At 71.3% G+C, this 24,014-nt stretch carries 18 protein-coding genes; 2 read left to right on the top strand and 16 right to left on the bottom strand.

What is annotated here, in order from left to right; translation table 11 throughout:
* Positions 1-5: 5 nt before the first annotated feature.
* From ACFY0P_RS19950 to ACFY0P_RS19940, 3 genes are read right to left on the bottom strand one after another with little or no spacing between them, the layout of a single operon-like run.
* A complete protein-coding gene (locus ACFY0P_RS19950; RefSeq protein ID WP_388914436.1) occupies positions 6-1,064 on the bottom strand; it encodes an ABC transporter substrate-binding protein in 1,059 nt (352 codons plus the stop codon).
* A gap of 53 nt (positions 1,065-1,117) precedes the next feature.
* Positions 1,118-1,984 (bottom strand): ABC transporter permease, encoded by an 867-nt coding sequence (locus ACFY0P_RS19945; protein WP_388914433.1) that lies wholly within the window; start codon positions 1,982-1,984, stop codon positions 1,118-1,120.
* Positions 1,974-2,789, bottom strand: a complete 816-nt coding sequence (locus ACFY0P_RS19940) for an ABC transporter ATP-binding protein (RefSeq protein WP_388914430.1) — start codon at positions 2,787-2,789, stop codon at positions 1,974-1,976. Before ACFY0P_RS19940 ends, ACFY0P_RS19945 begins: the two co-directional genes overlap by 11 nt.
* 158 nt (positions 2,790-2,947) lie before the next feature.
* On the opposite strand from ACFY0P_RS19940, the gene ACFY0P_RS19935 reads away from it, so the two are divergent.
* Entirely contained in the window at positions 2,948-3,640 is a 693-nt protein-coding gene (locus ACFY0P_RS19935; protein WP_388914427.1) for a response regulator, read from the top strand.
* A 15-nt stretch (positions 3,641-3,655) separates the two neighbouring features.
* Here ACFY0P_RS19935 and ACFY0P_RS19930 read toward each other — a convergent pair whose 3' ends face one another.
* The 6 genes from ACFY0P_RS19930 to ACFY0P_RS19905 form a co-directional block, all read right to left on the bottom strand.
* The gene (locus tag ACFY0P_RS19930) at positions 3,656-5,248 is read right to left on the bottom strand and encodes a cation acetate symporter (protein WP_388914425.1); all 1,593 of its coding nucleotides are present in this window, start codon (positions 5,246-5,248) and stop codon (positions 3,656-3,658) included.
* The gene (locus ACFY0P_RS19925; protein ID WP_388914423.1) at positions 5,245-5,802 is read right to left on the bottom strand and encodes a DUF485 domain-containing protein; all 558 of its coding nucleotides are present in this window, start codon (positions 5,800-5,802) and stop codon (positions 5,245-5,247) included. The genes ACFY0P_RS19930 and ACFY0P_RS19925 overlap by 4 nt, the downstream gene beginning before the upstream one ends.
* A 69-nt stretch (positions 5,803-5,871) precedes the next feature.
* Positions 5,872-6,549, bottom strand: coding sequence for a response regulator (locus tag ACFY0P_RS19920; RefSeq protein WP_388914422.1), 678 nt, complete (start codon positions 6,547-6,549; stop codon positions 5,872-5,874).
* A complete protein-coding gene (locus tag ACFY0P_RS19915) occupies positions 6,546-7,697 on the bottom strand; it encodes a sensor histidine kinase (protein ID WP_388914420.1) in 1,152 nt (383 codons plus the stop codon). The genes ACFY0P_RS19920 and ACFY0P_RS19915 overlap by 4 nt, the downstream gene beginning before the upstream one ends.
* Positions 7,694-8,227: a DUF1453 domain-containing protein gene (locus ACFY0P_RS19910; RefSeq protein WP_388914418.1), complete on the bottom strand. Its 534-nt coding sequence runs from the start codon at positions 8,225-8,227 to the stop codon at positions 7,694-7,696. Before ACFY0P_RS19910 ends, ACFY0P_RS19915 begins: the two co-directional genes overlap by 4 nt.
* 776 nt (positions 8,228-9,003) lie before the next feature.
* Positions 9,004-11,127, bottom strand: coding sequence for a type IIA DNA topoisomerase subunit B (locus ACFY0P_RS19905; protein ID WP_388914416.1), 2,124 nt, complete (start codon positions 11,125-11,127; stop codon positions 9,004-9,006).
* A gap of 442 nt (positions 11,128-11,569) precedes the next feature.
* On the opposite strand from ACFY0P_RS19905, the gene ACFY0P_RS19900 reads away from it, so the two are divergent.
* Positions 11,570-11,800 (top strand): hypothetical protein, encoded by a 231-nt coding sequence (locus ACFY0P_RS19900; RefSeq protein WP_351713856.1) that lies wholly within the window; start codon positions 11,570-11,572, stop codon positions 11,798-11,800.
* Positions 11,801-11,899: 99 nt separating this feature from the next.
* On the opposite strand, the gene ACFY0P_RS19895 is transcribed toward ACFY0P_RS19900, so the two are convergent.
* The 7 genes from ACFY0P_RS19895 to ACFY0P_RS19865 all read right to left on the bottom strand — a co-directional run bounded on the left by ACFY0P_RS19895 (position 11,900) and on the right by ACFY0P_RS19865 (position 23,938).
* On the bottom strand, positions 11,900-12,766 hold the full coding sequence (locus ACFY0P_RS19895) for a serine protease (RefSeq protein ID WP_388914413.1): 867 nt from the start codon (positions 12,764-12,766) through the stop codon (positions 11,900-11,902).
* Positions 12,767-12,888: 122 nt separating this feature from the next.
* Positions 12,889-14,445: an RNA polymerase sigma factor gene (locus ACFY0P_RS19890; protein WP_388914410.1), complete on the bottom strand. Its 1,557-nt coding sequence runs from the start codon at positions 14,443-14,445 to the stop codon at positions 12,889-12,891.
* 512 nt (positions 14,446-14,957) lie between these two features.
* Positions 14,958-15,845: a FadR/GntR family transcriptional regulator gene (locus tag ACFY0P_RS19885; RefSeq protein WP_388914407.1), complete on the bottom strand. Its 888-nt coding sequence runs from the start codon at positions 15,843-15,845 to the stop codon at positions 14,958-14,960.
* Positions 15,846-16,007: 162 nt separating this feature from the next.
* Entirely contained in the window at positions 16,008-18,860 is a 2,853-nt protein-coding gene (locus ACFY0P_RS19880) for an ATP-binding cassette domain-containing protein (RefSeq protein WP_388914404.1), read from the bottom strand.
* An 80-nt stretch (positions 18,861-18,940) separates the two neighbouring features.
* Positions 18,941-19,699, bottom strand: a complete 759-nt coding sequence (locus ACFY0P_RS19875; RefSeq protein WP_093498678.1) for an NUDIX domain-containing protein — start codon at positions 19,697-19,699, stop codon at positions 18,941-18,943.
* 177 nt (positions 19,700-19,876) lie between these two features.
* Positions 19,877-21,988, bottom strand: coding sequence for a glycogen debranching N-terminal domain-containing protein (locus ACFY0P_RS19870; protein ID WP_388914400.1), 2,112 nt, complete (start codon positions 21,986-21,988; stop codon positions 19,877-19,879).
* A 369-nt stretch (positions 21,989-22,357) separates the two neighbouring features.
* A complete protein-coding gene (locus tag ACFY0P_RS19865; protein ID WP_388914397.1) occupies positions 22,358-23,938 on the bottom strand; it encodes a DUF4192 family protein in 1,581 nt (526 codons plus the stop codon).
* Positions 23,939-24,014 lie beyond the last annotated feature (76 nt).

The following is a 24,014-nucleotide window of genomic DNA, read 5'->3' as shown; positions in this document are numbered from 1 at the left end:
AGGTGTTACCTGGCCGCCTCGACGAACTCCGTGGTGTACGTCTTGCTGAGGTCGACATCGGCCTTCTGGATGTTCGTGTTGAACGCCTTGAGCACCTTCTCCACGGTCTCCGGCCCGTTCTCCGGCATCACTCCGTCGTCGGTGAACATCGGCAGCGTGCTCTTGATGGACTGCGTGTAGAGAGCCTTGTCGCCCTGGGCGTAGTCGGCGGGCATCTTGGCCGCGATCTCGTCGGCGCTGTGCGTGGACATCCACTTGAGCGTCTTGACGAATGCGTTGACCAACTTCTGGACGGTGTCCTTGTGACCGTTGACCCAGTCCGTCTGCATGTACAGGCTCGACGACGGGTACGGGCCGCCGAGCGCCTTCTGGGACCCTTCCGGCGTCCGCATGTCCACCAGGACCTGGCCCGCCTTCTTGTCCAGGATCGTCGCGACGGTCGGGTCGGTCGTCATGCCGCCGTCGATGGAGCCCTGCTGGAGCGCCGAGATGAAGGTCGCACCCGCACCCACGGCGACCGGCGAGAAGTCGCTGACCTTCACCCCGTTCTTGACGGCGAGGTACTTGGTGAGGAAGTCGGTCGACGACCCGAGGCTGGTGATGCCGAGCTTCTTGCCCTTGAAGTCCTTGGGCGAGGTGATGTCCCCGGCCGCCTTGGTGGAGACGACCTCGACCTCGCCGGGCGCGCGCGAGAACTGCACGACGGACTCCACCGCCTTGCCCTTGGTCTGGAGGTCCAGCGTGTGGTCGTAGAAGCCGACCGTCCCCTGGACCTGCCCGGCGACGAGCGCCGTCTCGGCCTGGACGCCGGCCGGCTCGGTCAGCAGTTCCACGTTCAGGCCCTCGGCGTCGAAGTAACCGAGCCGCTGGGTGAGCATGGCGGGCAGGTAGATGACCTTGTCCAGGCCACCGACCATGATCTTGACCTTCGTGCCCTTGCCGTCACCCTTGCCGCCGGAGCCGGTGGAAGCGGTGCTCGCCGCGTCGTTGGCGCAGGCGGTGAGGGAGGAGAGGGCGAGCAGACCGGCGGCGGCCAGGGTGCTGTATCTGGCGGACTTGCGCATGCGGGTTCACGTCCTTGTGAGAGGTGGTGCGGGGCGGAGACGAGACGCGGGGATCAGCTGTCGGATTCCGACGGCTTCCACCGGAAGATGCGGCGCTCGGCGAAGGTGAGCAGCCCTTCGGCGGCGAGCGCGACGACGGCGAGGATGACCATCGCGGCGTACACACCGGCCGCGTTGAAGGTGCCCTGCGACTGCGCGACGAGCAGGCCGATGCCCTTGGTGGCGCCGATGTACTCGCCGACGATGGCGCCGATCAGGGCGAAGCCGAAGCTGACATGAAGGCTGGTGAAGATCCACGAGGTCGCCGACGGGATGACGACCTGGAGGGTCACCCTGCGGTCGCTCGCGCCGAGGATCCGGGCGTTGGCGACCAGGTTGCGGTCGACCTCGCGGGCCCCCTGGAAGGCGTTGAAGAACACCGGGAAGAAGACCAGCACGACGGCCGAGGCCACCTTGGAGGACGCGCCGAGACCGAACCAGATCACGAAGATCGGGGCGAGCACGATCCTGGGGATCGAGTTGAGCACCTTGATGTATGGACCAAGGACATCAGCCAGGAACGCGATCCGCCCGAGGGCGATACCGAAGACCACACCGGCGATGACCCCGATGATCCAGCCCAGCAGCGCCTCGTAGAGCGTGTACCAGATCTGCTCGCCGAGGGAACCGAGCGCGGTGCCGTGGGTCACCCAGGTCCAGATCTGGTCCCAGATCTTCGACGGCATCGAGAAGTTGAACGGGTCGATCACCTCGGCCCGGGACAGGACCTCCCACAGGCCGAGGACGGCCACCAGGAGCAGGACGCGCACGGCGAACACGATCGCCTTGCGTCTGCGGGCGGCCTGGGCCCTGGACCGGGCGCGGTCCGGGCCGGCCTTGACCGTGTCGACGACCGGTGTGCTGAGCACCTCAGGCGACATTGGCGGCACCCCTCTCGCGGGTGATGCGGACCTCTTCGCCGAGGGACTCCCAGATCTCTCGGTAGATCTCGATGAACCGCGGCTCCAGACGCACCGACTCGACCTTGCGGGGGCGGGGCAGGTCGATCTCGAAGACCTGCTTCACGGTCGCGGGCCCGGCGGTCATGACGACGACCTTGTCGGCCAGCGCGATGGACTCCTCCAGGTCGTGGGTGACGAACACGACGGAGGCGCCCGTGCCCTCCCACAGCTCAAGGAGCTCGTCCGACATCAGGGCCCGGGTCTGCACGTCGAGCGCGGAGAACGGCTCGTCCATGAGCAGGATCTCGGGGTCGTTGACGAAGGTCGCGGCCAGCGCCACGCGCTTGCGCTGGCCACCGGAGAGCTGGTGCGGATAGCGGTCCTCGAAGGCGGCGAGACCGACCTTGGCCAGCCAGGCGCGGGCCTTCTCCCTGGCCTCCGCCTTGGGCACCCCCCGGAAGCGGGGGCCGGCCATCACGTTGGACAGCACCGTCCGCCAGGGGAAGGTGGCGTCCTGCTGGAAGACGAAGCCGACCTTGTCGCCGACGCCGGCGACCGGCTCACCGGCCACCAGCACCTCGCCCTCGCTGGGCTCCTCCAGGCCGCTGACCAGGGTCAGCGTGGTGGACTTGCCACAACCCGTCGGCCCTACGACGGCCACGAACTCACCACGCCCCACGGTGAGGTCGAGGTCGCGGACAGCCGTGTGCAGACCCCCCGACGGGGTCTTGAAGATCTTGCTCGCGCCCCGCAGCTCGATGGCGGGGCTGGTGTCTGCGCTCATGGGCCGGGACGGTAGGTGTGACCCGGACCACGGCAGCAGTCTTCTGGGCGCAAGCCGTTCTTTTGCTCGCAAGCACCTGTTGTGCTCGTTTTGCTCGCGCTACAACTGCGCAGACGAAACACGGGCTTAACGCTCGCCGGCCTTGAAGGAGAGGCCTGATGATTGACGTCCTGGTGGTCGACGACGACTTCCGCGTCGCTGAGATAAACGCCAAGTACGTGGGCAAGGTTCCCGGCTTCCGGGTGGCCGCCCGCGCGCACAGCGCCGCCCAGGCCCTGGCCGCCGTGGACCGCGGCACCATCGACCTGGTCCTGCTGGACCACTATCTGCCGGACCAGACCGGCCTCGAACTGGTCCACCGCATGCGGGAACAGGGCCACGGCACGGACGTCATCATGATCACGGCGGCCAGCGACGTGACCACCGTCCAGAAGGCGATGCGCCTGGGCGCCCTGCACTACCTGGTCAAGCCGTTCACCTTCGCCGCCCTGCGCACCCGCCTGGACTCCTACGCGGCCCTGCGCCGTACCGTCGACCGGGTCGGCGGCCGCGGCATCTCCGGACAGGAGCAGGTCGACCGGATCTTCGGCGCCCTTCGCACCTCACCGGCGCCGTCCGCGCCCGGCCTGCCCAGCGGCCACTCCGAACCCACCACGGACCTCATCTGCGGCGTGCTGCACCGCGCCGGCCATCCGCTCTCCGCCCACGAGGTCGCCGCCGAGACCGGCCTCAGCCGCTCCACCGCCCAGCGCTACCTCCGCCACCTGGAACAGGCCGGCCGCCTGCGCCTCTCCCTGAAGTACGGCGACACGGGCCGCCCCGAGCACCGCTACGCCTGGGTGGCGCCGTAGCCGTCTCGGGGCGCCCTAGACGGCCCCCGCCCCTGTCAGCGACCGCACCTCGGTCTCCGCGTGCCTGGCCTCGTCCGGGACCTCGTCCGAGGTGACCGTGCCGAGCCAGCCGGCCAGGAAGCCGAGCGGGACGGAGACGATCCCCGGGTTCTGCAGCGGGAAGTACTGGAAGTCCACCCCAGGGAACAGCGCGCCCGGACTCCCGGACACCACCGGGGACAGCACGACCAGTCCCAGCGCGGGCACGAGCCCGCCGTATACGGCCCACACCGCGCCCCGCGTCGTGAAGTTCCGCCAGAACAGGGAGTAGAGCAGCACCGGCAGGTTCGCCGAGGCCGCCACCGCGAAGGCGAGCCCCACCAGGAAGGCGACGTTCATGTCACGGGCCAGCAGGCCGAGGGCGATCGCCACGACACCGATACCGACCGCCGCCGTGCGCGCCACCCCGACCTCGCTGCGCCGCCTGGCGTGCGGCCTGCGCAGCGAGGCGTAGAGGTCGTGGGCGACGGACGCCGAAGAGGCGAGGGTGATTCCCGCGACCACGGCAAGGATCGTCGCGAAGGCAACGGCGGCGACGACGGCGAACAGAACCGTTCCGCCGGTGGAACCCGCGCCGCCCCCCAGGTCGAGCGCCAGCAGCGGCACCGCCGTGTTCCCCGACGCATTCGACGCGCGCACCGCGTCCGGCCCGACCAGGGCAGCCGCCCCGAAGCCGAGCACGATCGTCATCAGGTAGAAGCTCCCGATCAGCCCGATCGACCAGACCGCCGAACGCCGTGCCGCCCGCGCGGTCGGCACCGTGTAGAAGCGGGACAGGATGTGCGGCAGACCCGCCGTGCCCAGCACCAGCGCCAGCCCCAGGCTGATGAAGTCCACCCGCGCGCTCCAGCTCCCGCCGTACTTGAGTCCCGGCACCAGGAAGGCCGTCCCGTGCCCACTGCGCTCGGCGGCCGTGAGCAGCAGCCGGTCGATGTCGCCGTGGAAGCGCAGCAGCACCAGCACGGTCAGCGCCACCGTCCCGCTCAGCAGCAGAACCGCCTTCACGATCTGGATCCAGGTGGTCGCCCGCATCCCGCCCAGCGACACATAGATCACCATCAGCGCGCCGACCCCGATGACCGTCCACGCCTGTGCCGCCTCGCTGGTCCGCCCGAGCAGCAGCGCTACCAGACTGCCCGCCCCCACCATTTGCGCCACCAAATAGAGAACGGACACGGTGACCGAGGACGTCCCCACCGCGATCCGCACCGGCCGCTCGCTCATCCGCGCCGCGATCACGTCCGCCAGAGTGAACCGCCCGCAGTTCCTCACCAGTTCGGCCACCAGGAACAGCACGACCAGCCACGCCACCAGGAACCCGACCACATACAGCAGCCCGTCGTAGCCGAACAGCGCGATGAGCCCGGTCACCCCGAGGAAAGAAGCCGCCGACATGTAGTCGCCCGCGATGGCAAAACCATTCTCCATCGGGGAGAAGAGCCGCCCGCCGGCGTAGAACTCCTCAGCCGAACCATGCCGCTTCCGGCTCACCCACGTCGTGATCCCCAGTGTCACGGCGACGAACGCGCTGAACAGCAGCAACGCCAGCGCCTGGTGATGGCCCGTCATGACGCACCACCCCGGGCGCCCCGGGTCAGCTCCTGGGTGTCCCAGCGCAACTCCAGCGCCGCGCGGTCCCTGCGCAGCCGCGCGTGCCGGGCGTAGGCCCAGGTGAGCAGGAACGTGGTGAGGAACTGCCCGAGCCCCGCCACCATCGCCACGTTCACCGCTCCGGCGACGGGCCGTGCCATCAGCCCGGGCGCCGTCGTCGCGGTCACCACGTACCCCACGTACCAGGTGAGGAAGACTGCGGCCCCCGGCACCACGAATCTCCGGTAGCGGCTGCGCACCTCCTGGAAGGCAGCGCTGCGCTGCACCTCCAGGTAGACGTCACGGGCGCGAACAGCCGCCCCGTCCCGCTCCGCTCGCGCGCCGGGTACGGCGGGAGCCGGCTCCCCGGTGCCGTCCAGCTCGCCCCAGCCCGAGGCCAGTGCGTCGTACCAGGGGTCCTCGTACCTGACTTCTCGGGAGGCCGTGCCGTACTCGCCCTGATCCTCGTGCTGTCCGGCCGAACTCTCGGAGCCGCCCCCGCCGTCGCGGTGACGCCCGTTGCTTGACTGCATGCCCAAGGATGGACAGATCGGGAAGATCCCCGACTCTTCTTCCCTGGGCTCTTCACCCCATCAGGTGACTCAATCCGCTGGTGGCCGCACCAATCCCTTCCCGTAGGCGTAACGCACGGCCTGCGCCCGGTCCTTGAGCCCCGTCTTGGCGAACAGGTTGTTGATGTGTGTCTTCACGGTCGCGGTGGAGACGTGCAGCTTCCGGGCGATCTCCTGGTTGGTGAACCCTTCCGCGATCAGCACCAGGACCTCGGTCTCCCGCGCGGTCAGCCCGTCGGGCGCCTCGGTGGCCGCCGGTACCGGCTCGGGCTGCGACAGCCGCTCCAGCAGCCGCCGCTGGATACTCGGCGACAGGCCGGCGTCTCCCGACAGCACGCTCTCCACGGCTCGCACGATCTCGTCGCCGCCCGCGTCCTTGGTCAGATAACCACGGGCGCCGGCTCTCAGCGCCGGGAACAGCGACTCGTCGTCCGCGAACGTGGTCAGCACCACCACCTGGGTCCCGGGGTACTCCGACCGGATCCGCCGGGTCGCCTCCACCCCGTCGCAGCGCGGCATCCTCAGATCCATCAGCACCACGTCCGGGGAGAGTTCGGCGACCAGCCGCACCGCCTCCTCCCCGTCGCCCGCCGCTCCGACGACCTCCACACCGGGCAGCAGCCCGAGGAGCATCACGATGCCCTCCCTGACCACTGTCTGGTCGTCGGCGACCACGACCCGTGCGGGCTTCTTCTCCCCCTCCGTCATACGGGCACCCTCAACCTCACCTCGAACCCCTCGTCGTCACGCCCTGCCTCCAGCGACCCGCCCAGCAGTTCGGCCCGCTCCCGCATACCCAGCAGACCGTACCCGCCACCGGCGCCGCTGAGTTCGCCGGGACGACCGCCCGAGTCCCGTACCTTCAGAGTCACTTCGTGCTCGCTGTAGTCCAGCCGCACCTGGACCTTGGCGCCGTGGGCGTGCTTGCGCACGTTCGTGAGCGCCTCCTGGGCGACACGGCGCACGGTCTGTGACGCCTCGGCGGGCAGAGATCTGCGGTCACCCGTCACGGTGACCTCGGCGCCGCCGGTCGAGCCGACGAGTTCGGTCAGGAAGTCCTCCAGCGGGGTGAGCTCACCGCGCAGGGCGGACAGGGCCTGGCGGGTCTCGGCGAGTCCGTCGCGGGCCATTCCCCGGGCCGCCACCACCCGTTCGAGGATCTGCTCCCGGTCGGCTCCGCGCTCGATCAGCAGCCGTGCGGCCTCCAGGTGCACCATCTGGGCGGAGAGGCTGTGGGCCAGCACGTCGTGGATCTCCCGTGCGATCCTGGCCCGCTCCGCCAGCGCCGCCGACTCGGCCTCGGCCGCTCTCGCGGCGCGCTCCTGGGCGAGCAGCCGCTGGGCGCTGCCCCGGGCCTCGGCGTCGAGTCGCATGACATAGCCGGCGAGAGCCATTCCGACGACGGTGGCCGCGGTGGTCAGCCATACGTCGTTGTTGAACGCGGAGTACGAGGCCAGACCCACCGAAGCGACGGGCAGAGCGATCGCGACCGGCAGCCGCTCCAGGGCGGAGATGCCGCAGCCGCACCAGATCACGAGGGCCGGTCCCCGGAAGCCGGAGATCTCCGCCACCACCGCGATGGCCAGGAGGACGGTGATGAGCGCCAGGGAGGGCCCGAGCCGGTGGGCGTAGGTGGTCCGGAAGAAACCCCAGGAGACCAGGGCCGTCACAAAGACCCCCGCCACCGCCGCGGCCACGCCCCAGCCGTGGACGTGCGACTGGTTGAAGGCGCTCCACAGCAGCAGGGCGAGGACGATCAGTCTCACGCCCCAGGCGAGGGAGCGCCGGGGCCGGGTGAGCCCCTCCCGGCTCAGCGCTTCTCGCGAGGGCCAGCGCGTCCAGGCGTTCTCCGTCACACGCCTTCCTTCCTGGTGACCCGGGCCATGCCGTCACCGTACGCCCCGGCGGGGCCGCTCACGGACGCGGCGGAATGGAGCGACTGGGCGCGCCAGACGAGGATGCCGGCGCGGACCAGCAGGGTGACCGCCAGCGCGAGCATGAGAGCCGCGCTGTTCTGATGAACGCCGACGACGGCTCCGAGGGCGTAGAGACCGATGCGCACGGCTATGCCGCCGAACCAGACGAGCGCACTGGCCTTGGTGCTCTTCGTCCACACGACGCCGTCGGCTTCCGTCCACACCCGGGTGGTCCAGGCCCAGGCGGCACCCATCACCAGTCCCACCAGCAATTCCGTGCCGAGCAGGAGGGCGGAAGCGGTGCGGTGGTGGGCGTCGAGTATGCCCGGTTCGCGCAGCGCGACGACCGCGAGGACCACGGGCACCAGCCACCAGCGCCGGCCTGTGTCGATCGGGCGGGCGCGGAACTGGCGCACGATCACCACGACCACGACGGCCACGATCAGCAACGCGTTGACGAGCCCGGACATCAGAGCCTCCGTGAGCGGGAAGGGGCGGTGCCGGGAGCGGGAGCTGCCGACGCCTTCGACGCTACGGAAATGCGCAGGTCAGCAGATCGGAGCGGGGGTGGATCACGGGTGGATTCCAGCGCGCGGAATCCCTCCACCCCCGGGTGGAGAACCCCACACGCGGGGCCGCACGGGCGGCCGACGGGCCGCAGACGCGCGGCTCGGACGGGCGGACGGGCCGACGGGCCGACGGGCCGACGGGCCGACGGGGGGGATCTCGCGGAACGGTCGGCAGGCACCGCACAGGACCGCCGGCAGACACCTCGCGCAAAAGCCGGCCGACAGCCCGCAGGCCCCGCGCAGCACAGCCGATGTTCACTTCCCGAAGGCCTCGACACCATGCCGGAACATCAGAGCATCAGAACAAACGGCTGCCACCGCGCAGCACAGCCGACAGCCACCTCACCGAACGACACGTCGGCCCTCCGCAAGGCAACGGCAGGCGCCCCGCAGCAGAGCGGACGGGCACCTCGCGGCAGAGCCGACAAGCACCGACGGGACGACGGGTCGGCGCCCCGCAGGACAACCGGCAGGCGCCCCGCAGAAGCGGTCACCCGACGTCTGACAGGACAGCCGACCGCTGCCCCTGTCGGCGGCACCGACCGACGTCCTTGTCGGCGGTACCGACCGACGTCCTTGCCGGCGGTGCCGACCGGGCGGCGCACACCACACCGCCGCCCGGCTCACCGTGCCCCGGACCAGTGGCCGCCTCTGCGGCCAAAGGCCCGGTGCAGCGGCTACGCGTCGATCCGGGACCGGTCCAGCGTCGCCGCCGAGCCGGAGATGAACTCCTTGCGGGGAGCCACGTCGTTGCCCATCAGGAGGTCGAAGACCTGTTCGGCCGCGTCGAGGTCGGAGAGGTTGATGCGCCGCAGGGTGCGGTGGCGCGGATCCATCGTCGTCTCGGCCAGCTGGTCGGCGTCCATCTCGCCGAGACCCTTGTAGCGCTGGATGGAGTCCTTGTACCGGATGCCCTTGCTCTGGAACTCCATGAGCTTGTCGCGCAGCTCGCGGTCCGAGTACGTGTACACGTACTTGTCCTGGCCCTTCTTGGGCTGGACGATCTCGATGCGGTGCAGCGGCGGCACCGCGGCGAAGACCCGGCCGGCCTCGACCATGGGCCGCATGTAGCGCTGGAACAGCGTCAGCAGCAGGCAGCGGATGTGCGAGCCGTCGACGTCGGCGTCGGTCATCATGATGATCTTGCCGTAGCGGGCCGCGTCGATGTCGAAGGTACGGCCTGATCCCGCCCCTATGACCTGGATGATCGCCCCGCACTCGGCGTTCTTCAGCATGTCCGTCACCGAGGACCGCTGGACGTTGAGGATCTTGCCGCGGATCGGCAGCAGCGCCTGGAACTCGGAGTTCCGGGCGAGTTTCGCCGTACCGAGCGCGGAGTCGCCCTCGACGATGAACAGCTCGCTGCGCTCGACGTCGTCGCTGCGGCAGTCGGCGAGCTTGGCGGGCAGGGACGAGGACTCCAGGGCCGTCTTGCGGCGCTGCGCGTCCTTGTGCTGGCGGGCCGCGATGCGGGTCCGCGCTGCGGCGACCACCTTCTCCATGACCACGCGGGCCTGGGCGGCGGCGTCCCGCTTCGTGGACGTGAGGAACGCCTTCAGTTCCTTGGAGATCACGCCGTTCACGATCCGGCGGGCCGCCGAGGTGCCGAGGACCTCCTTGGTCTGGCCCTCGAACTGCGGCTCGGCGAGCCGGACGGTGACGACGGCGGTGAGGCCCTCCAGGGCGTCGTCCTTGACGATGTCGTCCTCGGCGACACGCAGCAGCTTCTTGGCGCGCAGCGCCTCGTTGAGGGTCTCGCGGACGGCCTGCTCGAAGCCGGCCACATGGGTGCCGCCCTTGGGCGTGGCGATGATGTTGACGAACGACTTGACGGTCTGGTCGTAACCGGTGCCCCAGCGCAGCGCCACGTCGACGCCGAGTTCGCGGGTGACCTCGGTGGGGGTCATCTGGCCGTGCTCGTCCAGGACCGGGACGGTCTCCTTGAAGGTGCCCTGCCCGGAGAAGCGGAGGACGTCGCAGACCGGCTTGTCGGTGGCCAGGTACTCGCAGAACTCACTGATGCCGCCGTCGAAGCGGAACGACTCCTCACCCTTGCTGCCGCCCTCGCCGAGGCCGTACTCGTCCCGGACGACGATGGTCAGGCCGGGCACCAGGAACGCGGTCTGGCGGGCACGCTGGTGGAGCGTGTCCAGGGAGAGCTTGGCGTCCTTGAGGAAGATCTGGCGGTCGGCCCAGTAGCGCACGCGCGTGCCGCTGCGGGTCTTGGGCACCCTCTTGGTCTTGCGCAGCCCGCTGCCGGCCTCGAACTTGCCGTCCGGGCCGGCGCCGGCGAAGGCCCCCGGCACGCCACGGCGGAAGCTGATGGCGTGCACGCTGCCGCCACGGTCGACCTCGACGTCGAGACGCGCGGAGAGCGCGTTCACCACGGAGGCACCGACGCCGTGCAGACCGCCGGAGGCGGCGTAGGAGCCGCCGCCGAACTTGCCGCCGGCGTGCAGCTTGGTCATGACGACCTCGACGCCGGACAGGCCGGTCTTGGGCTCGACGTCCACGGGGATGCCGCGGCCGTTGTCCCGGACCTCGACGGAGCCGTCGTCGTGGAGGATGACGTCGATGTGGTCGCAGTAACCGCCGAGGGCCTCGTCCACGGCGTTGTCGATGATCTCCCACAGGCAGTGCATCAGGCCGCGACTGTCGGTCGAGCCGATGTACATGCCGGGGCGCTTGCGCACGGCTTCGAGGCCCTCAAGGACGAGCAGGTGCCGCGCGGTGTAGTTGGAGCCGTCCCGGTCTGCTCCTGCCAGCAGCGCAGTGGACGGCACGGACGTATCGGCGGTCACGCGGTTCGCTCCTCGCTGAATTTCAATGGAGCCCCTTTGGGGTAAGGGGCCGGCTTCGGTCGCCGCTCAGAGGGTACCGAGGCCTGGTAGAGCCGTTGTAACGCCACCCTCGTCATGAACTCACACTAGTCCAGCGTCGTATGCATGTTCGATCCCTCGATGGAGTGAAGTACATATCACGTTCCCTTCGAGGCATGAACCATTTAGGCTCCGGGCACGTCCTCACAAACAACCGGCAACCCGGCCGGGAGGATGAGACCGATGAACCGAGCGAACCCGTAAGCACCTAAGACGACGCAATACGGCACATTCGCCGCCAACCGGCAGCAGACGGCCACCTCGGAAAGATTTTTTTCGAGGAGAAGCCCCGAGCGGGAACGTTTTCGGGCTGGTTGGATGTTGACCCTGGTACGACAGCTCGTCGAGCTAGAGAAGAGGCGACGTGACTACTGTTCTGACCCCCGCGAGCCACCTGACGGCCGCCGATCGCTGCGACCGCTGCGGCGCCCAGGCATACCTGCGCGTCGTGCTGCTCAGCGGCGGAGAACTGCTCTTCTGCGCCCACCACGGTCGCAAGTTCGAGCCGGAACTCAAGAAGATCGCCGCTGAGATACAGGACGAGACGGAACGGCTGACCTCCATTCCGGCCACCGCCTCCGAAGATGAGCGCTGACCTCTCGCATCCACGACGAGCCAGCTCCGGCACAGGCCGGTGAAGGGCGGCCGCTCCTCCAGGGGAGCGGCCGCCCTCGTCGTATGCGCGCGGAGGCGCTCAGGAGCGCTTGTGAGGCCCGGGTGAGCCACTGAGGGCACCGCTGCGGCCAAGCGCCCGTACGACCTCCGAGACGCGCGTGTAGACGCCGGGACTCCCCGGGCGTCCGCAGCCGCTCCCCCACGACACGAGCCCGATCAGCTTCCCCTTGGCGACCAGCGGCCCGCCGCTGTCGCCCTGGCAGGCGTCCGGCCCGCCCCGGGTCTCGCCCGCACACACCATCGAGTCCGCCCGGTAGGTGCCGTCCGGGCCTCCGGGGTAGGCCCGCTCGCACGTCTCGTCGGGCAGCACATGGAGCCGCGCCGCGTACAGCCGGCGCGAGTAGTCGCCGCCGCCCGTGACGTCGCCCCACCCCGAGACCAGGGCGCTGGTGCCAGGTTCGTAGGCGTGGTCCCCCGGGGGAGCCATCGCGATGACCGCGTCGCGCGGCAGGGGTTTGGCAAGGGTGAGGACGGCGAAGTCACCGGTGTTCGCGTCGGGGTCGTAGCCCGGATTGACCCGCGCGGCGGTCACGGGGATCTCCTGGCCCTGCCCCGCGAGCAGATCCGTGCGGCCCGCGATGACCTTGAGGTCCCGGACCCGGTCGGACGGCCCGCCGATGACCTCGTCGGCCAGGCAGTGGGCCGCGGTCAGCACCGTGGTCCGGCCGATGGCCACCCCGCCGCAGAACTGACCGGCCCGCGTACCCCCGAACCGGTCACGGCTGGACAGCGCGACCGTCCACGGGGCCTGGGAGACGTCGACGGGGAAGCCACCGACCACGACACTGTCGGCGGCGGCGGGAGGCGTGGTGGCCAGCGGTATGGCCGTGGCGACGGCCGCCAGGATCAGCGGCCGGATCAGGGCCGGGGCAAAAGAACGGCGCATGCACGATCCTCACTCTGGGTGGGACTGGGACACCCAGAGTCATCCAGCGCACCGCGGCCCGCAGCACGAAGGCCCGGCCCCCCACAGGGGAGGCCGGGCCTTCGACGTCGTACGACCGCGACCTAGTCGAGGTAGTCGCGCAGCACCTGGGACCGCGACGGGTGGCGCAGCTTCGACATGGTCTTGGACTCGATCTGGCGGATGCGCTCACGCGTGACGCCGTACACCTTGCCGATCTCGTCGAGGGTCTTCGGCTGACCGTCGGTGAGACCGAACCGCATGGAGACGACGCCGGCCTCGCGCTCGGACAGGGTGTCCAGCACCGAGTGCAGCTGCTCCTGGAGAAGCGTGAAGCTGACGGCGTCGGCCGGGACGACGGCCTCGGAGTCCTCGATGAGGTCGCCGAACTCGCTGTCGCCGTCCTCGCCCAGCGGGGTGTGCAGGGAGATGGGCTCACGGCCGTACTTCTGGACCTCGATGACCTTCTCCGGGGTCATGTCGAGTTCCTTGGCCAGCTCCTCCGGGGTGGGCTCGCGGCCCAGGTCCTGGAGCATCTGGCGCTGCACGCGCGCGAGCTTGTTGATGACCTCGACCATGTGCACCGGGATACGGATGGTGCGGGCCTGGTCGGCCATGGCGCGGGTGATCGCCTGGCGGATCCACCAGGTGGCGTACGTGGAGAACTTGTAGCCCTTGGTGTAGTCGAACTTCTCGACCGCGCGGATCAGACCGAGGTTGCCCTCCTGGATCAGGTCCAGGAAGAGCATGCCGCGGCCGGTGTAGCGCTTGGCCAGGGAGACCACCAGACGGAGGTTGGCCTCCAGGAGGTGGTTCTTGGCGCGGCGGCCGTCCTCGGCGATGATCTCCAGCTCGCGCTTGAGCTTGGGGGCCAGCTTGTCGGCGTTGGCCAGCTTGTCCTCGGCGAACAGGCCGGCCTCGATGCGCTTGGCGAGCTCGACCTCCTGCTCGGCGTTGAGCAGGGGGACCTTGCCGATCTGCTTGAGGTAGTCCTTGACCGGGTCGGCGGTGGCACCGGCCGCGGCGACCTGCTGCGCCGGCGCGTCGTCCTCGTCCTCGTCGGACAGGACGAAGCCCGCGCTCTCGGTGCCCTCGGGCTCCTCGGCGCCCGCCTTGACCTCCTCGAGAACCTCGTCCTCGAGAATCTCGGCGTCGTCCTTCTTGGCGGCGGTCTTCTTGGCGACCGTCTTCTTCGCGGCGGCGGTCGCGGTCTTCTTCGCGGCCGTCTTCTTGGCGGTGGGGGCGGCCTTCTTGGCAACGGCCTTCTTCACGGGCCCCGCCTCCTCGGCCGGGTCGTCGGCGACGGCGGCGGGCGCCACGGTGGGGGCGGCCGTGGCGGTGGCCTTCCTGGTGGTCACCGTCTTCGCCGCGACCGTCTTGGTGGCGGTGCGCTTGGCCGGACTCTTCGCTGCGACGCTCTTACGGGTGCGCTTGGGCTCCGCGGCACTGACCATCAGCGTCACACCCTCTTCCTCAAGGATCTGGTTGAGGCTGCGCAGTACGTTCTTCCACTGAGTGGCCGGAATCTGGTCAGCTTCGAAGGCCCGACGCACATCGTCGCCGGCGATCTGCCCCTCAGCCTTTCCCCGCTCAATGAGAGCCATGACAGAGACGGACTCGGCGATCTCCGGCGGGAGCGTACGGGATGTGCTGGCCGACACGAACAACCTCTCGGAACGTTGGAAAACGGCTTCCGGCCCCGTCCGGGACGGACTGGAGCCGACCGCCGGCTTGGGGATGGGCCGACGGCGCGGGCGGGGGCCGGGAAGATGCACAGCGCCATGAATGGCGTCCGTATTCCCTCCGCGGCTGTCACCTCTTAGGTCATCGCGTTGTTCGCAAGAGCGTTACGCCCAATCTACGTGGCCCGAGTCACACCCCGTAAGCGCTCAAAAACGGTCAGACATGGACAGAAGTTGTCGTTGATGATCTCTCCGGGCCGTTCGGGCCACCGTGGAGCCTGCCGTACGGCCGTCGCACGGCCGGTCGTACCCTGCGGAACCTGTCGAGCGACGGTCACCGCGCGCCACCCCCGGCCCCCGCCGCACCGCCGGGCCCCGCCGGAGCCCTGAGGGATCCGGCGGGGTCCGGCGGTGGCCGACGGAAACGGGTTCCCGCACCGACGGCGCCCCGAGGAGGCGGCACTGACCGAGCGCACCGCTCTGGACGCGGGTCAGTGCTCGCGCGGAGCGGGCACCACGCGCTCCACCTCGGGGTGGACGGTCAGGAGCTGGCGCATGGCCGACTCGGCCGCGGTGCCGTCTCCGGTGCCGAGCGCGTCGACGATCCGCGCGTGCTGGGCCAGCGACGTCTCGTTCGGCCGCTCACAGCCGGTGACCGGGCCGCCGGACACCTGCAGGGCCGACGAAACGATGCCGGAGAGGTGTTCCAGCATGCGGTTGCCCGCGATCTGGATGAGCAGCGAGTGGAACTCGGCGTCGGCACGCGAGAAGGTCAACGCGTCGCCCTGCGTCATGGCGTGACTCATGATCTCGACCATGTCGCACAGCCGCTGCTGGACGTCCTCGCGCCCGTGCCCGGCGGCGAGGCGCGCGGCGAGCGGCTCGATCGTCCAGCGCAGCTCGCTGAGCTCGCGGCGCTGGTCGTCGCGCTGCGGCCCGAAGGCCCGCCACTCGATGATGTCCGGATCGAGGAGGTTCCAGTCACTGACGGGGCGTACCCGCGTGCCGACGTTCGGGCGGGCGCTGACCAGGCCCTTGGCCTCCAGGACCCGGAGGGACTCGCGGACGACGGTGCGGGAGACCTCGAAACGCTGGCCGATCTCCTCGGGGACCAGCGGGCGGTCCGCGCCCAGGTCGCCTGAGACGATCATCTGACCCAGCTGCTGGACGAGTTGACCGTGCAGTCCGCGGCCGCGGCTGCCCGCGGCACGCCGGCCCACCCGGCCCAGCTCCGGATCCGCGCCCTCCCAGGCCGGCGTGCTGACCCGATCGGTGACAGGGACCTCCGCGTAGGGATAGCGGTCGAGTTCGCCCGGGCCGACCAGACCAGAGTCTGCGGAGCGGGCGGCGGTCATCATGGTGTGCGCAAGGGTACTCACGGATCCTTTGTCGGCGTTGCCTCCAACTCCCTTGAGGTCTTTGGTGAAAAGCACACGAAAGGGTGATCGCTCACCCCGTCGCAATTGACGCCTTATCGGAAAGAAATGGGCTTTCTGCGGGGAGTTGTGCGCAGGACGGGATCGCAACCGTCCGGTCCGCGGTCATCTGGCCCTCGCCCGCAGGGTGCTGAACAGATACGCGCAGAGCAGCGCCACCAGCGACAACGCCAGTGCCCCGCCCACGGGTTGGGCCAGCACCCGGACCGCGCCGACCAGATAACGCTCTCCCCCGAAGGGCCACTTCAGCAGGAACATCTCCCGCATCCGCATCGGGAATCCGGCGGCCATCCGTACCCCCGTACCCTGCACAGCCCTGTGTACGGCGGGCACGACGAGCACGGGTACGGCGAGCACCGCGGCGAGACCGGCCGTGGTGGACCTGAAGACACCGGCCGCCAGTACACCGGCCCAGGCACAGCCGACGACCAGCGCGAACCAACTCGCGGTCAGTGAGATCCAGTCGACGGGAACCTGTGCGAGCTCCCGGCCGTAGACGAGGTAGAGCACTTCGGCATCACAGCCCAGGGTGAGGAACGAGAGCAGTACCGCGGTCGCTCCGGAGACCAGCAGTTTCGCGGTGAGCAGCCCCAGCCGTCGCGGCACGGTGCCGCGGTCCGACGCCAGCGCGGGGTGACGGAACTCGTCTCCGAAGGCCAGCGCCCCGAGCAGTCCCGCGCCGAGCGCCGCCGGGGGCAGCGGCAGTTCCCGCGGCCAGGCCGCGAACAGCCGGGCCTGCGGGGTGTGTCCCACCCGGGCCAGTAGTACGGCGGTGAGGGCGGACACCAGCAGCACGGCACCGCAGGTGAGGAAGCCGGTACCGATCCCGGCGGCCCGGCGGAGTTCGTAGCGCAGCGGACGGAGGGGGCGGGGAGCGGGGCGGACGGAGATGGGGGGCGGAAGCGGGGAGAGAGGGTCCGGCTCGTCGACGCCTCCGTCACGGCGCGCGGGGCCGACCGGCGCTGGGACGGACTCAGTGCCGACTGCCGGCGCCTTGCGGAGTTCCGGTTCCGGCTCCGCGTGTCCGGCGGCCAGTCGGACCGTGGGGGATTCGGCGGGTCCGGAATGGGCGGACGGCTGGGTTGCGGGAGCGTCGGCGGATGCGGTGTGGAGCGTCGGCTCATCGCTCACGAATTCGAGGGTTGCAGCGTCCGTCGAGGGCTGAGCCGGAGGAGCCTCGGCGGGTACCGCGCGGCCCGCCGGCTGAGCGGTGGCGGCTCCGGTGGGTACGGCGTGGGGCGACGGCTGGACGGTGACGGCTCCGGCGGGCTCAGCGTGAGCCCACGGCTGGACGGTGACGGCTTCGGACGGTGCGGCGTGGGCCGACAGGTGGGCAGTGGCGGCATCGGACGGTGCGGCGTGAGCCGACGGCTGGGCTGTCAGGGCCTCGACGGACACCGGGCGGCTCGGCGGCTGGGCGGAAGTGGCGGCCGGCGGCTGGGCGGGGACAGCGGGCGCTGTCCTGGTGGACCCGGCATGACCGGAGGGCTCGACGGAGCCGAGGGAGGCCGACGGCTTGGCGAGCGAGGGGGCGGTCGACGGCTTGGCCGTTGCCGGAGCGGGCAACTCGCCGGGGGGACGCATGTGGGTGGAGCGTTCCGTGTCCGGGGTCGCGGGCAGAGACGTGACGGCCGGGTGGTCGGTGAAGCCTGCGGCGGAGGCGCGGAGCTGAGAGTCCGCCGTGTCGGAGGGTTCCGTGGCGACCGTCGGCCGGCTCCGGCCCGGATCCTGGTCGGCGATGCGCGGCTGCTGTGCGAGGCCCGGGGCGGCCGTGGGCTGCGGGCCGCCCAGCTCCGTCCTCGGTTGTGGTGCGACCGCGGGCGTGTCCGCGTCCTTGCATCGGTCCATGTGCGGCTCGTCCTGCCGACCGGCGACAGGCGCCTCCTCGGCTCGCGGCGGATACGCCGGCCGGGCACCGTCCACCGCGGCCTGTTCCCCCCCGCTCTCGGCACATCGCCGCTCGCCCGCCGACCGCATCTCGTCGACCGTAGTCGGCTCGCTGCGGTCCGGCTCCTGCCGCACCGTCGCCGGCGCCGCTCCCGTCCCCCGCGCCTCCCCCGTCGGCGGCTCCGCCCCGGCTCCCGGCCCCATGTCGCCGGTCTCGTCGGCGAGTTGGTGGACCAGGATGCCGTGGCGGAAGGCGGTCTCGCCGACCTCGGCGGTCGTACTGCCGTACACCGAGAGGCGGTTGCCGCCTTCCCGTACGACCTCCACCGAGCGGTGGGCGGCGCGGGCCTCCTTGGTGAGGGCGGCGGCGAGCCGGGCGGCGTGCGGGCTGCGGACGGCCACGCGTGGGCGGAGCCGCGTGCGGGCGAACTCGCCGGCCTCCTGGTCCGCGACGAGCCTGCCGGACTCCAGGGTGACGACCCGGTCGGCGGCGCGGGCGGCCTCCTTGGGGTCGGCGGTGGTGAACAGAACCGTGCCGCCCTGCGCCGCGTGCGCCCGGAGCATGCGGTGCAGCCACTGGGCCTCACGGGCGGGGAGGCCGTCCGCGGGTTCGTCCAGGACGAGAGTGTGCGGGTCGGCGAGGAGGGCGCAGGCCAGACCGAGTCGGCGGTCCATGCCGTAGGACAACGTGCCGAGGCGCTCCTCGCGCAGGCTGACGAGCCCGACCGCTTCGAGCACTTCGTCGGCGCGCCGGGCCGGCACCCCGGTCGCCGCGCACAGCATGCGCAGATGGCCGCGGACGGAGCGAGACGGATGGCCGGGGACATCGCCGAGGAGCACGCCGACCTCACGCGAGGGGTGGGCGATGCGGTGCAGGGGGCGGCCCCTGAAGTAGGTGAGGCCGCGGCCCTGTTGGAGTTCGAGCATCAGTCTGAGCGTCGTGGTCTTGCCCGCGCCCGCCTCGCCCAGGAGCGCGGTGACGCGGCCCGCGCCCGCCTCGAAGGTCACGTCGTCGACGGCGGGCGGGTGCGCCTTGCGGGGGTTGCTGGTCAGTCCGAAGGCCTGGATCACCTTAGGGAAGATAGCGCGGAATGACCGTTTTTCCGGGTATAGAAGGGTTTAACCCTGCCCGAGTTCGCGCTGTCGGACGGTCACACCTCGGGACGGAGCATCGGCGGGTTGAGCAGAGTGGCCCCGCCGGCCCGGAAAAGCTGGGCCGGACGGCCGCCCTGGCGGGTGGTCGTACCGCCGGTGGGGACGAGGAAGCCGGGTGTTCCCGTCACCTTGCGGTGGAAGTTGCGCGGGTCGAGCGCCACCCCCCACACCGCCTCGTAGACCCGGCGCAACTCGCCGACCGTGAACTCGGGCGGGCAGAACGCGGTGGCCAGGGACGAATACTCGATCTTGGACCGAGCCCGTTCCACCCCGTCGGACAGAATCTGGGCGTGGTCGAAGGCAAGTGGCGCGACGGGCTCGCCGTCCCGGCCGTAGCCGCCCTGCGCGAGCAGTTCCTCCACCGGCGCCCAGCGCGCGTTGCTGGCGTCGCCGCCCGCGCGCGGTGCGGGGAGGTCGGGGGCGAGGGCGAGGTGGGCGACGCTGACCACACGCATCCGGGGATCGCGCTTGGGGTCGCCGTAGGTCGCCAGCTGCTCCAGGTGGGCTCCGCCCTCCTGGGCGGGGGCGTCGGGGTCGTGGGCCCGCAACCCGGTCTCCTCCGCGAGTTCCCGCGCCGCCGCCTGCGAGAGGTCCTCGTCGGCCCTCACGAAGCCGCCCGGCAGCGCCCAGCGCCCCTGGAACGGCGACTCGCCTCTGCGTACCGCCAACGCGCACAAGGCATGTCGGCGCACGGTCAGCACGACCAGGTCCACGGTGACGGCGAACGGCGGAAAGGCTGACGGGTCGTAGGGCATGCGGTGATCATAGTCGTCTGCCTGACGATAAACACTCCCTTCGGTACGCACTCCGACGGCTGATCCACTTCGCTCCGGTGCGCACCCTCCGCTTCGTTCCGGCACGCGTTCTCGGCTCGGTCGTCCTTTCGCCGCGGCCGGGGCGTCGTGAGGGCTCACCCTTCTCCGGGCAGGAGCTCACACCCCTAGCTGCAGGCCGTCCGCGGCCTCCTCGACCATGGCCAGGCCGAGCCGGCTGACCCGGACCGAGAAAGGCGCACCGGCTACCCGCAGCCCGGTCAGGCCGAGTTCGCCCAGGGGTGCGCTGTGGACCGGGCGGAGGGTGACGGTACCTGCCGGGGCGTCGGGGCGGATGCCGACGAGCGTGGTGAGGAGCAGGATCCCGGCAGCAGCGGCCGTGGCCGCCGGACGGCAGGCCGCGGGGTGCGGAAGGGGAGCACTCCCCTCGCAGCGCTGCTCTCCGGCGAACATCTCCGGCAACCGGTGACCGAAGTGCTCGGCCGCCGCCAGCAGACCGTGCAGCAGTCCGCCCGCCTCCTTCTCGTAACCCGCGGCGGCCAGCCCGGCGACGGCGAGAGCCGTCTCCTGCACCCGTACGGCGCCGGACCGATGTCCGAACGGGCTGTGTCCCGGCTCCTTGGCTCCCAGGCCGCGCAACCCCCACCCCGAGTCCATGGCCGGTCCGCCGAGCAGCCGGGCGAGCTGCTCGGTCTGTACCTTGTCGAGCAGGCCGACGGCGAGTTCGCCCGCACCGAGCAGGCCGGTGTCGAGAAGGTGGACGGCGGTGGAGCCGAGGTGGGTCAGCGGGCGGCCGTCCGGGGTCAGGGCCACCGCGGGACGGCCGCCGCCCCGGTCCTCGACCCAGAAGTCCGCCCGGAACGCCTTCCGCAGCTCCGCCGCCCACTGCCGCAGCCCGGCACTTCCGGGCCGGCCGCAGGCGTCGAGGAGGTCGGCACCGAGCAGAGCGGCCCGGTGGGCGTGGGCCTGAATCTCGCCACGCGCGGGGCCGCCGAGCTCCGGGTCACAGAGGTAGGTCCGGTCGCCCACCGTGGTGCGCAGCCAGGCCAGGCAGCGCTCGGCGGCGGGCAGCAGTTCCCGCGTCTCCTGTTCCGGGAGCCCCCAGCGGCGGGCCTCCGACAGCAGGACGGGGAAGAGCAGGGTGGCCTCCGTCCCCGTGCAGCCTGGTGGCAGGTGTGCTCCGGCGTCGCGGCGTGGGCCGGGGATCATGCCGGTCCGCGGTCCCGGACCGCGGAGCTGGGTGCGGGCCAGGGTGCGCAGTGTGCCGGCGGCGAGACGGGTGCCGAGGGGCAGGGTCATCCGGGCGGCGGCCAGTGCCTCGGCCGGGGCCAGACCACAGCGCCAGGGCGTCCCGGCGGCGAGATAGCTGTCGGTGGGGTGCGCGGGGTCGCGGAGCAGCAGCGCCTGGAGGTCGTCGATGCTCGCCCTGAGCAAGGCCCTGGCCCTCGGATCGTCGCCCGTGGCTCTGGCCGGTGCCAGCGGGCTGGTCGCGACGCGTCCGACGGCGCGCAGGGGACTCGCGCCGTCCGGGCGCACCCGCAGCTCCACGCTCGCCGTTCCGCCCGGCGGCAGTTCGAACTCCCAGCGCAGCAGTCCCGCCGAGGCCAGCGCGTCGGCGGGTGGCGGGTCCGCCGTGACCGACGCGTTGCCGGTGGGGGTGGTCCAGCGGAGGCCGGAGTCGTGGACGCTGGCCGGGAGTTCGGGTCCCGGGATGCCGGAGGCGATGGCGCCCAGGTCGGCCAGGTCCGTGCCGAGGGCCGCCTCCAGAGGCAGGCGCAGTGGGTGGGGTGCGCAGTTGCGCAAGGTGATGCGTTCCGTGCCGTCGGCGTGCCGGATCCGCTCCACGACGACGTCCGGATCCGGGCCCGCGGCCGGGGAGACCCGGAGCGTACCGACGAAGCGGGCGGAGTCCGCCCCCGTCATCCGGGCCTGCACGGCGAGCGGTTCGCGGCCTGCGACACGGACCTGGCAGCGCGCGAGCAGCCGCCGGCCCGCGCGGTAGAACCCTTCCAGGCCCTGGCCGGTCAACTGACCGTGTTCCGTGGAGATGGCGAGGCCGGGCAGCGCGACGCAGATCAGGGCGGTGTGCGTGGGCGGCAGCCCGCCGACGCGCCCCGTGCCCGGGGGAGCCGGTCGGGCGGGGGTGGGCCGGGGTGCCCGGCCGCGTGGCTGCGCGTGGCCCTGACCGCTTTCCGCCGGCGGCGGCCAGGGCGGGCCGTCCCGCAGGCGGCGGTTGTCGGTGGCGGTGGAGGACGGAGTCGGCTGATGCATGGGAGGGCTTCTTCTGTGCGCTGTGCGCCTGTGATGTGCCGGGCGTCGGACGGAGGGCTCCGGGGGGACCGGGGACGGACGGCGGCACCGCCCGTCCAGGCGTTCCGCCACTCAGGTGAACGGAGACGGACTCCTCCTGGTCACGCCCCCGCCCGCCGAAGCCGAACGGATGTCCGTGCGGTGCTGCGTCATACGGACCGGTCGGCCTGCGCCCGTGGCTGAGAACACCCCGGTCCGGCAGGCCGATACGGCGCCTGCCGGAGGGCGGGTGGTCACGGTGCCGCGCCCCTCCGGCGAGCAGGCTCCGGCCCCAGCCCCCGACATCACCGGCCCAGGTCCGGCTGGCTGCCGCCCATGACGGTCCCCCGTTCATTCGTCCCCCTCGTTGCGTCCGCGCCCGGATCGGCCGCCCTCCTGATCGGCTCGGCTGCCGCCTGTCCCACTCCGCTCCACCTTCTCCACCGCACGTGTGCGCGTGCCGGCCGGCCTGCCGGCGCCGGGCCGGGTGTGCCCCGAGCGCACCTGTCGCGGCCGGGTTCCGGCCGGCCGCGGCCGTCGGTCGTCGGCGGTGTCCCCGGTGCGTGGATGGCGGCCACGGCGGGTGCCGGAAGCAGCGGCTGACGAATCGTCGACATCGCGGTGAGGCGGACCGGCGTCACCGACCGCTGCGGTGCCGTCCGCCGGCACGCGGTCGGTGCGGTCCCCGAGTTCCGTTCGTTCGGTGCGGTCCGCGAGTTCCGTTCGTTCGGTGCGGTCGGTGCGTTCGGTGCGTTCCGTCCGCAGGCAGCGGCGGATCGACTCCGGGTCCAGTCCCTCGTTGCAGGCCTGATGAAGCAGCTTGGCGAAGAGGTAGTCGGGGTCCGCGCCCAGAGCCATCGCGAAGGCCTCCCTTGCCTCCAGGTCGTCACCGGCCGACCACGCGACCCAGCCCGCCAGCGTGAGGGGAGCGGCGGCGTGTTCGCCGTACGGGCCGACGCAGCGACGGGCCAGTGCTCGCCACAGGCGCAGGGCCGGTCCCGCCTCGTCGCCCTCCATCCAGGCGGCCGCACGGTCGCGGGTCACGCGGTCCTGCAGTCCGAGAATCAGCGTCGCGGCCTCGTCGTGGGAGAGCAGGGCGTCGTCGCGGGCATCCGCCTGGTGGGTGCCGGACACGGGGGTGGCGGCGGCGTACCTGACGATGAGCCGCTCGGCCAGGGCGAGGGTCTCCTCGGCCACGTCCGCGCGGAACGCGTCGTCGAGGATGCGGGGCACCAGTGCCATGCCGGCGCTGTCCAGCGCGATCTCCTGCTCCAGCACGGGGCCGGTCTCCCAGGGGAGCAGCCGGGCCCGCAGCTCGCGCAGGCTGCCGCGGACCTGGATCCCGGCGTAGGTGGCGGCGGCCGCGAGCACCGAGGTGCCGGGCAGGCCCATGGGGGCGCCCTCGGGCGGACAGCATTCCTCGGTCGGGCAGCAGTACGACCAGAAGCGGCCGTCCGAGACGCACAGTGCCTCGATGACGGGCACGTCGAGCCGACCGCACTCAATACGCAGCAGCTGGGTGAGCGGCGCGAGGCGGTGCATCACGTCCCGGCCCGATTCGCCGCGCGCCGGTTCCTGACAGACGTAGGCGACCATCTGCTCGGGCCGGGCTCCGCGGCGCTCGCCGCCGGTCACCAGGCCCTGTGCGAGCTGGCGCGCGGCCGACTCCCAGTCGTCCTTGTTCGCGGGGATGCCGAGCCGGGCCCGTCCGCCGAAGCGGCCGCGGCCGACGCGGTCGTGCAGGGCCACCAGCACCATGCTGTCCTCGGGGCGGTACCCCAGCAGATAGGGCAGCGCGTCGGCCAGTTCGGCCGGGGTGCGCAGGGTGACCTGGGTGACCTGGGTGTCGTGGGCGGATGGCCCGAGGGGGACCGCACCTCGGGCGATGTCGTCGTTTTCGGAGGGTCCGGTGGTTTCGCTGTGATTCGTCATGCGCAGACGATCTCGCGGATCTTGTGATTCCGGTTGGGCCTGTGGATAAGTCGAATCAGGGACACGACAAAGCCGT

It is taken from the genome of Streptomyces sp. NPDC001714 (assembly GCF_042892755.1).
In the GTDB taxonomy this organism is placed as follows: domain Bacteria; phylum Actinomycetota; class Actinomycetes; order Streptomycetales; family Streptomycetaceae; genus Streptomyces.
This window is presented reverse-complemented; position numbering and strand designations above follow the sequence as displayed.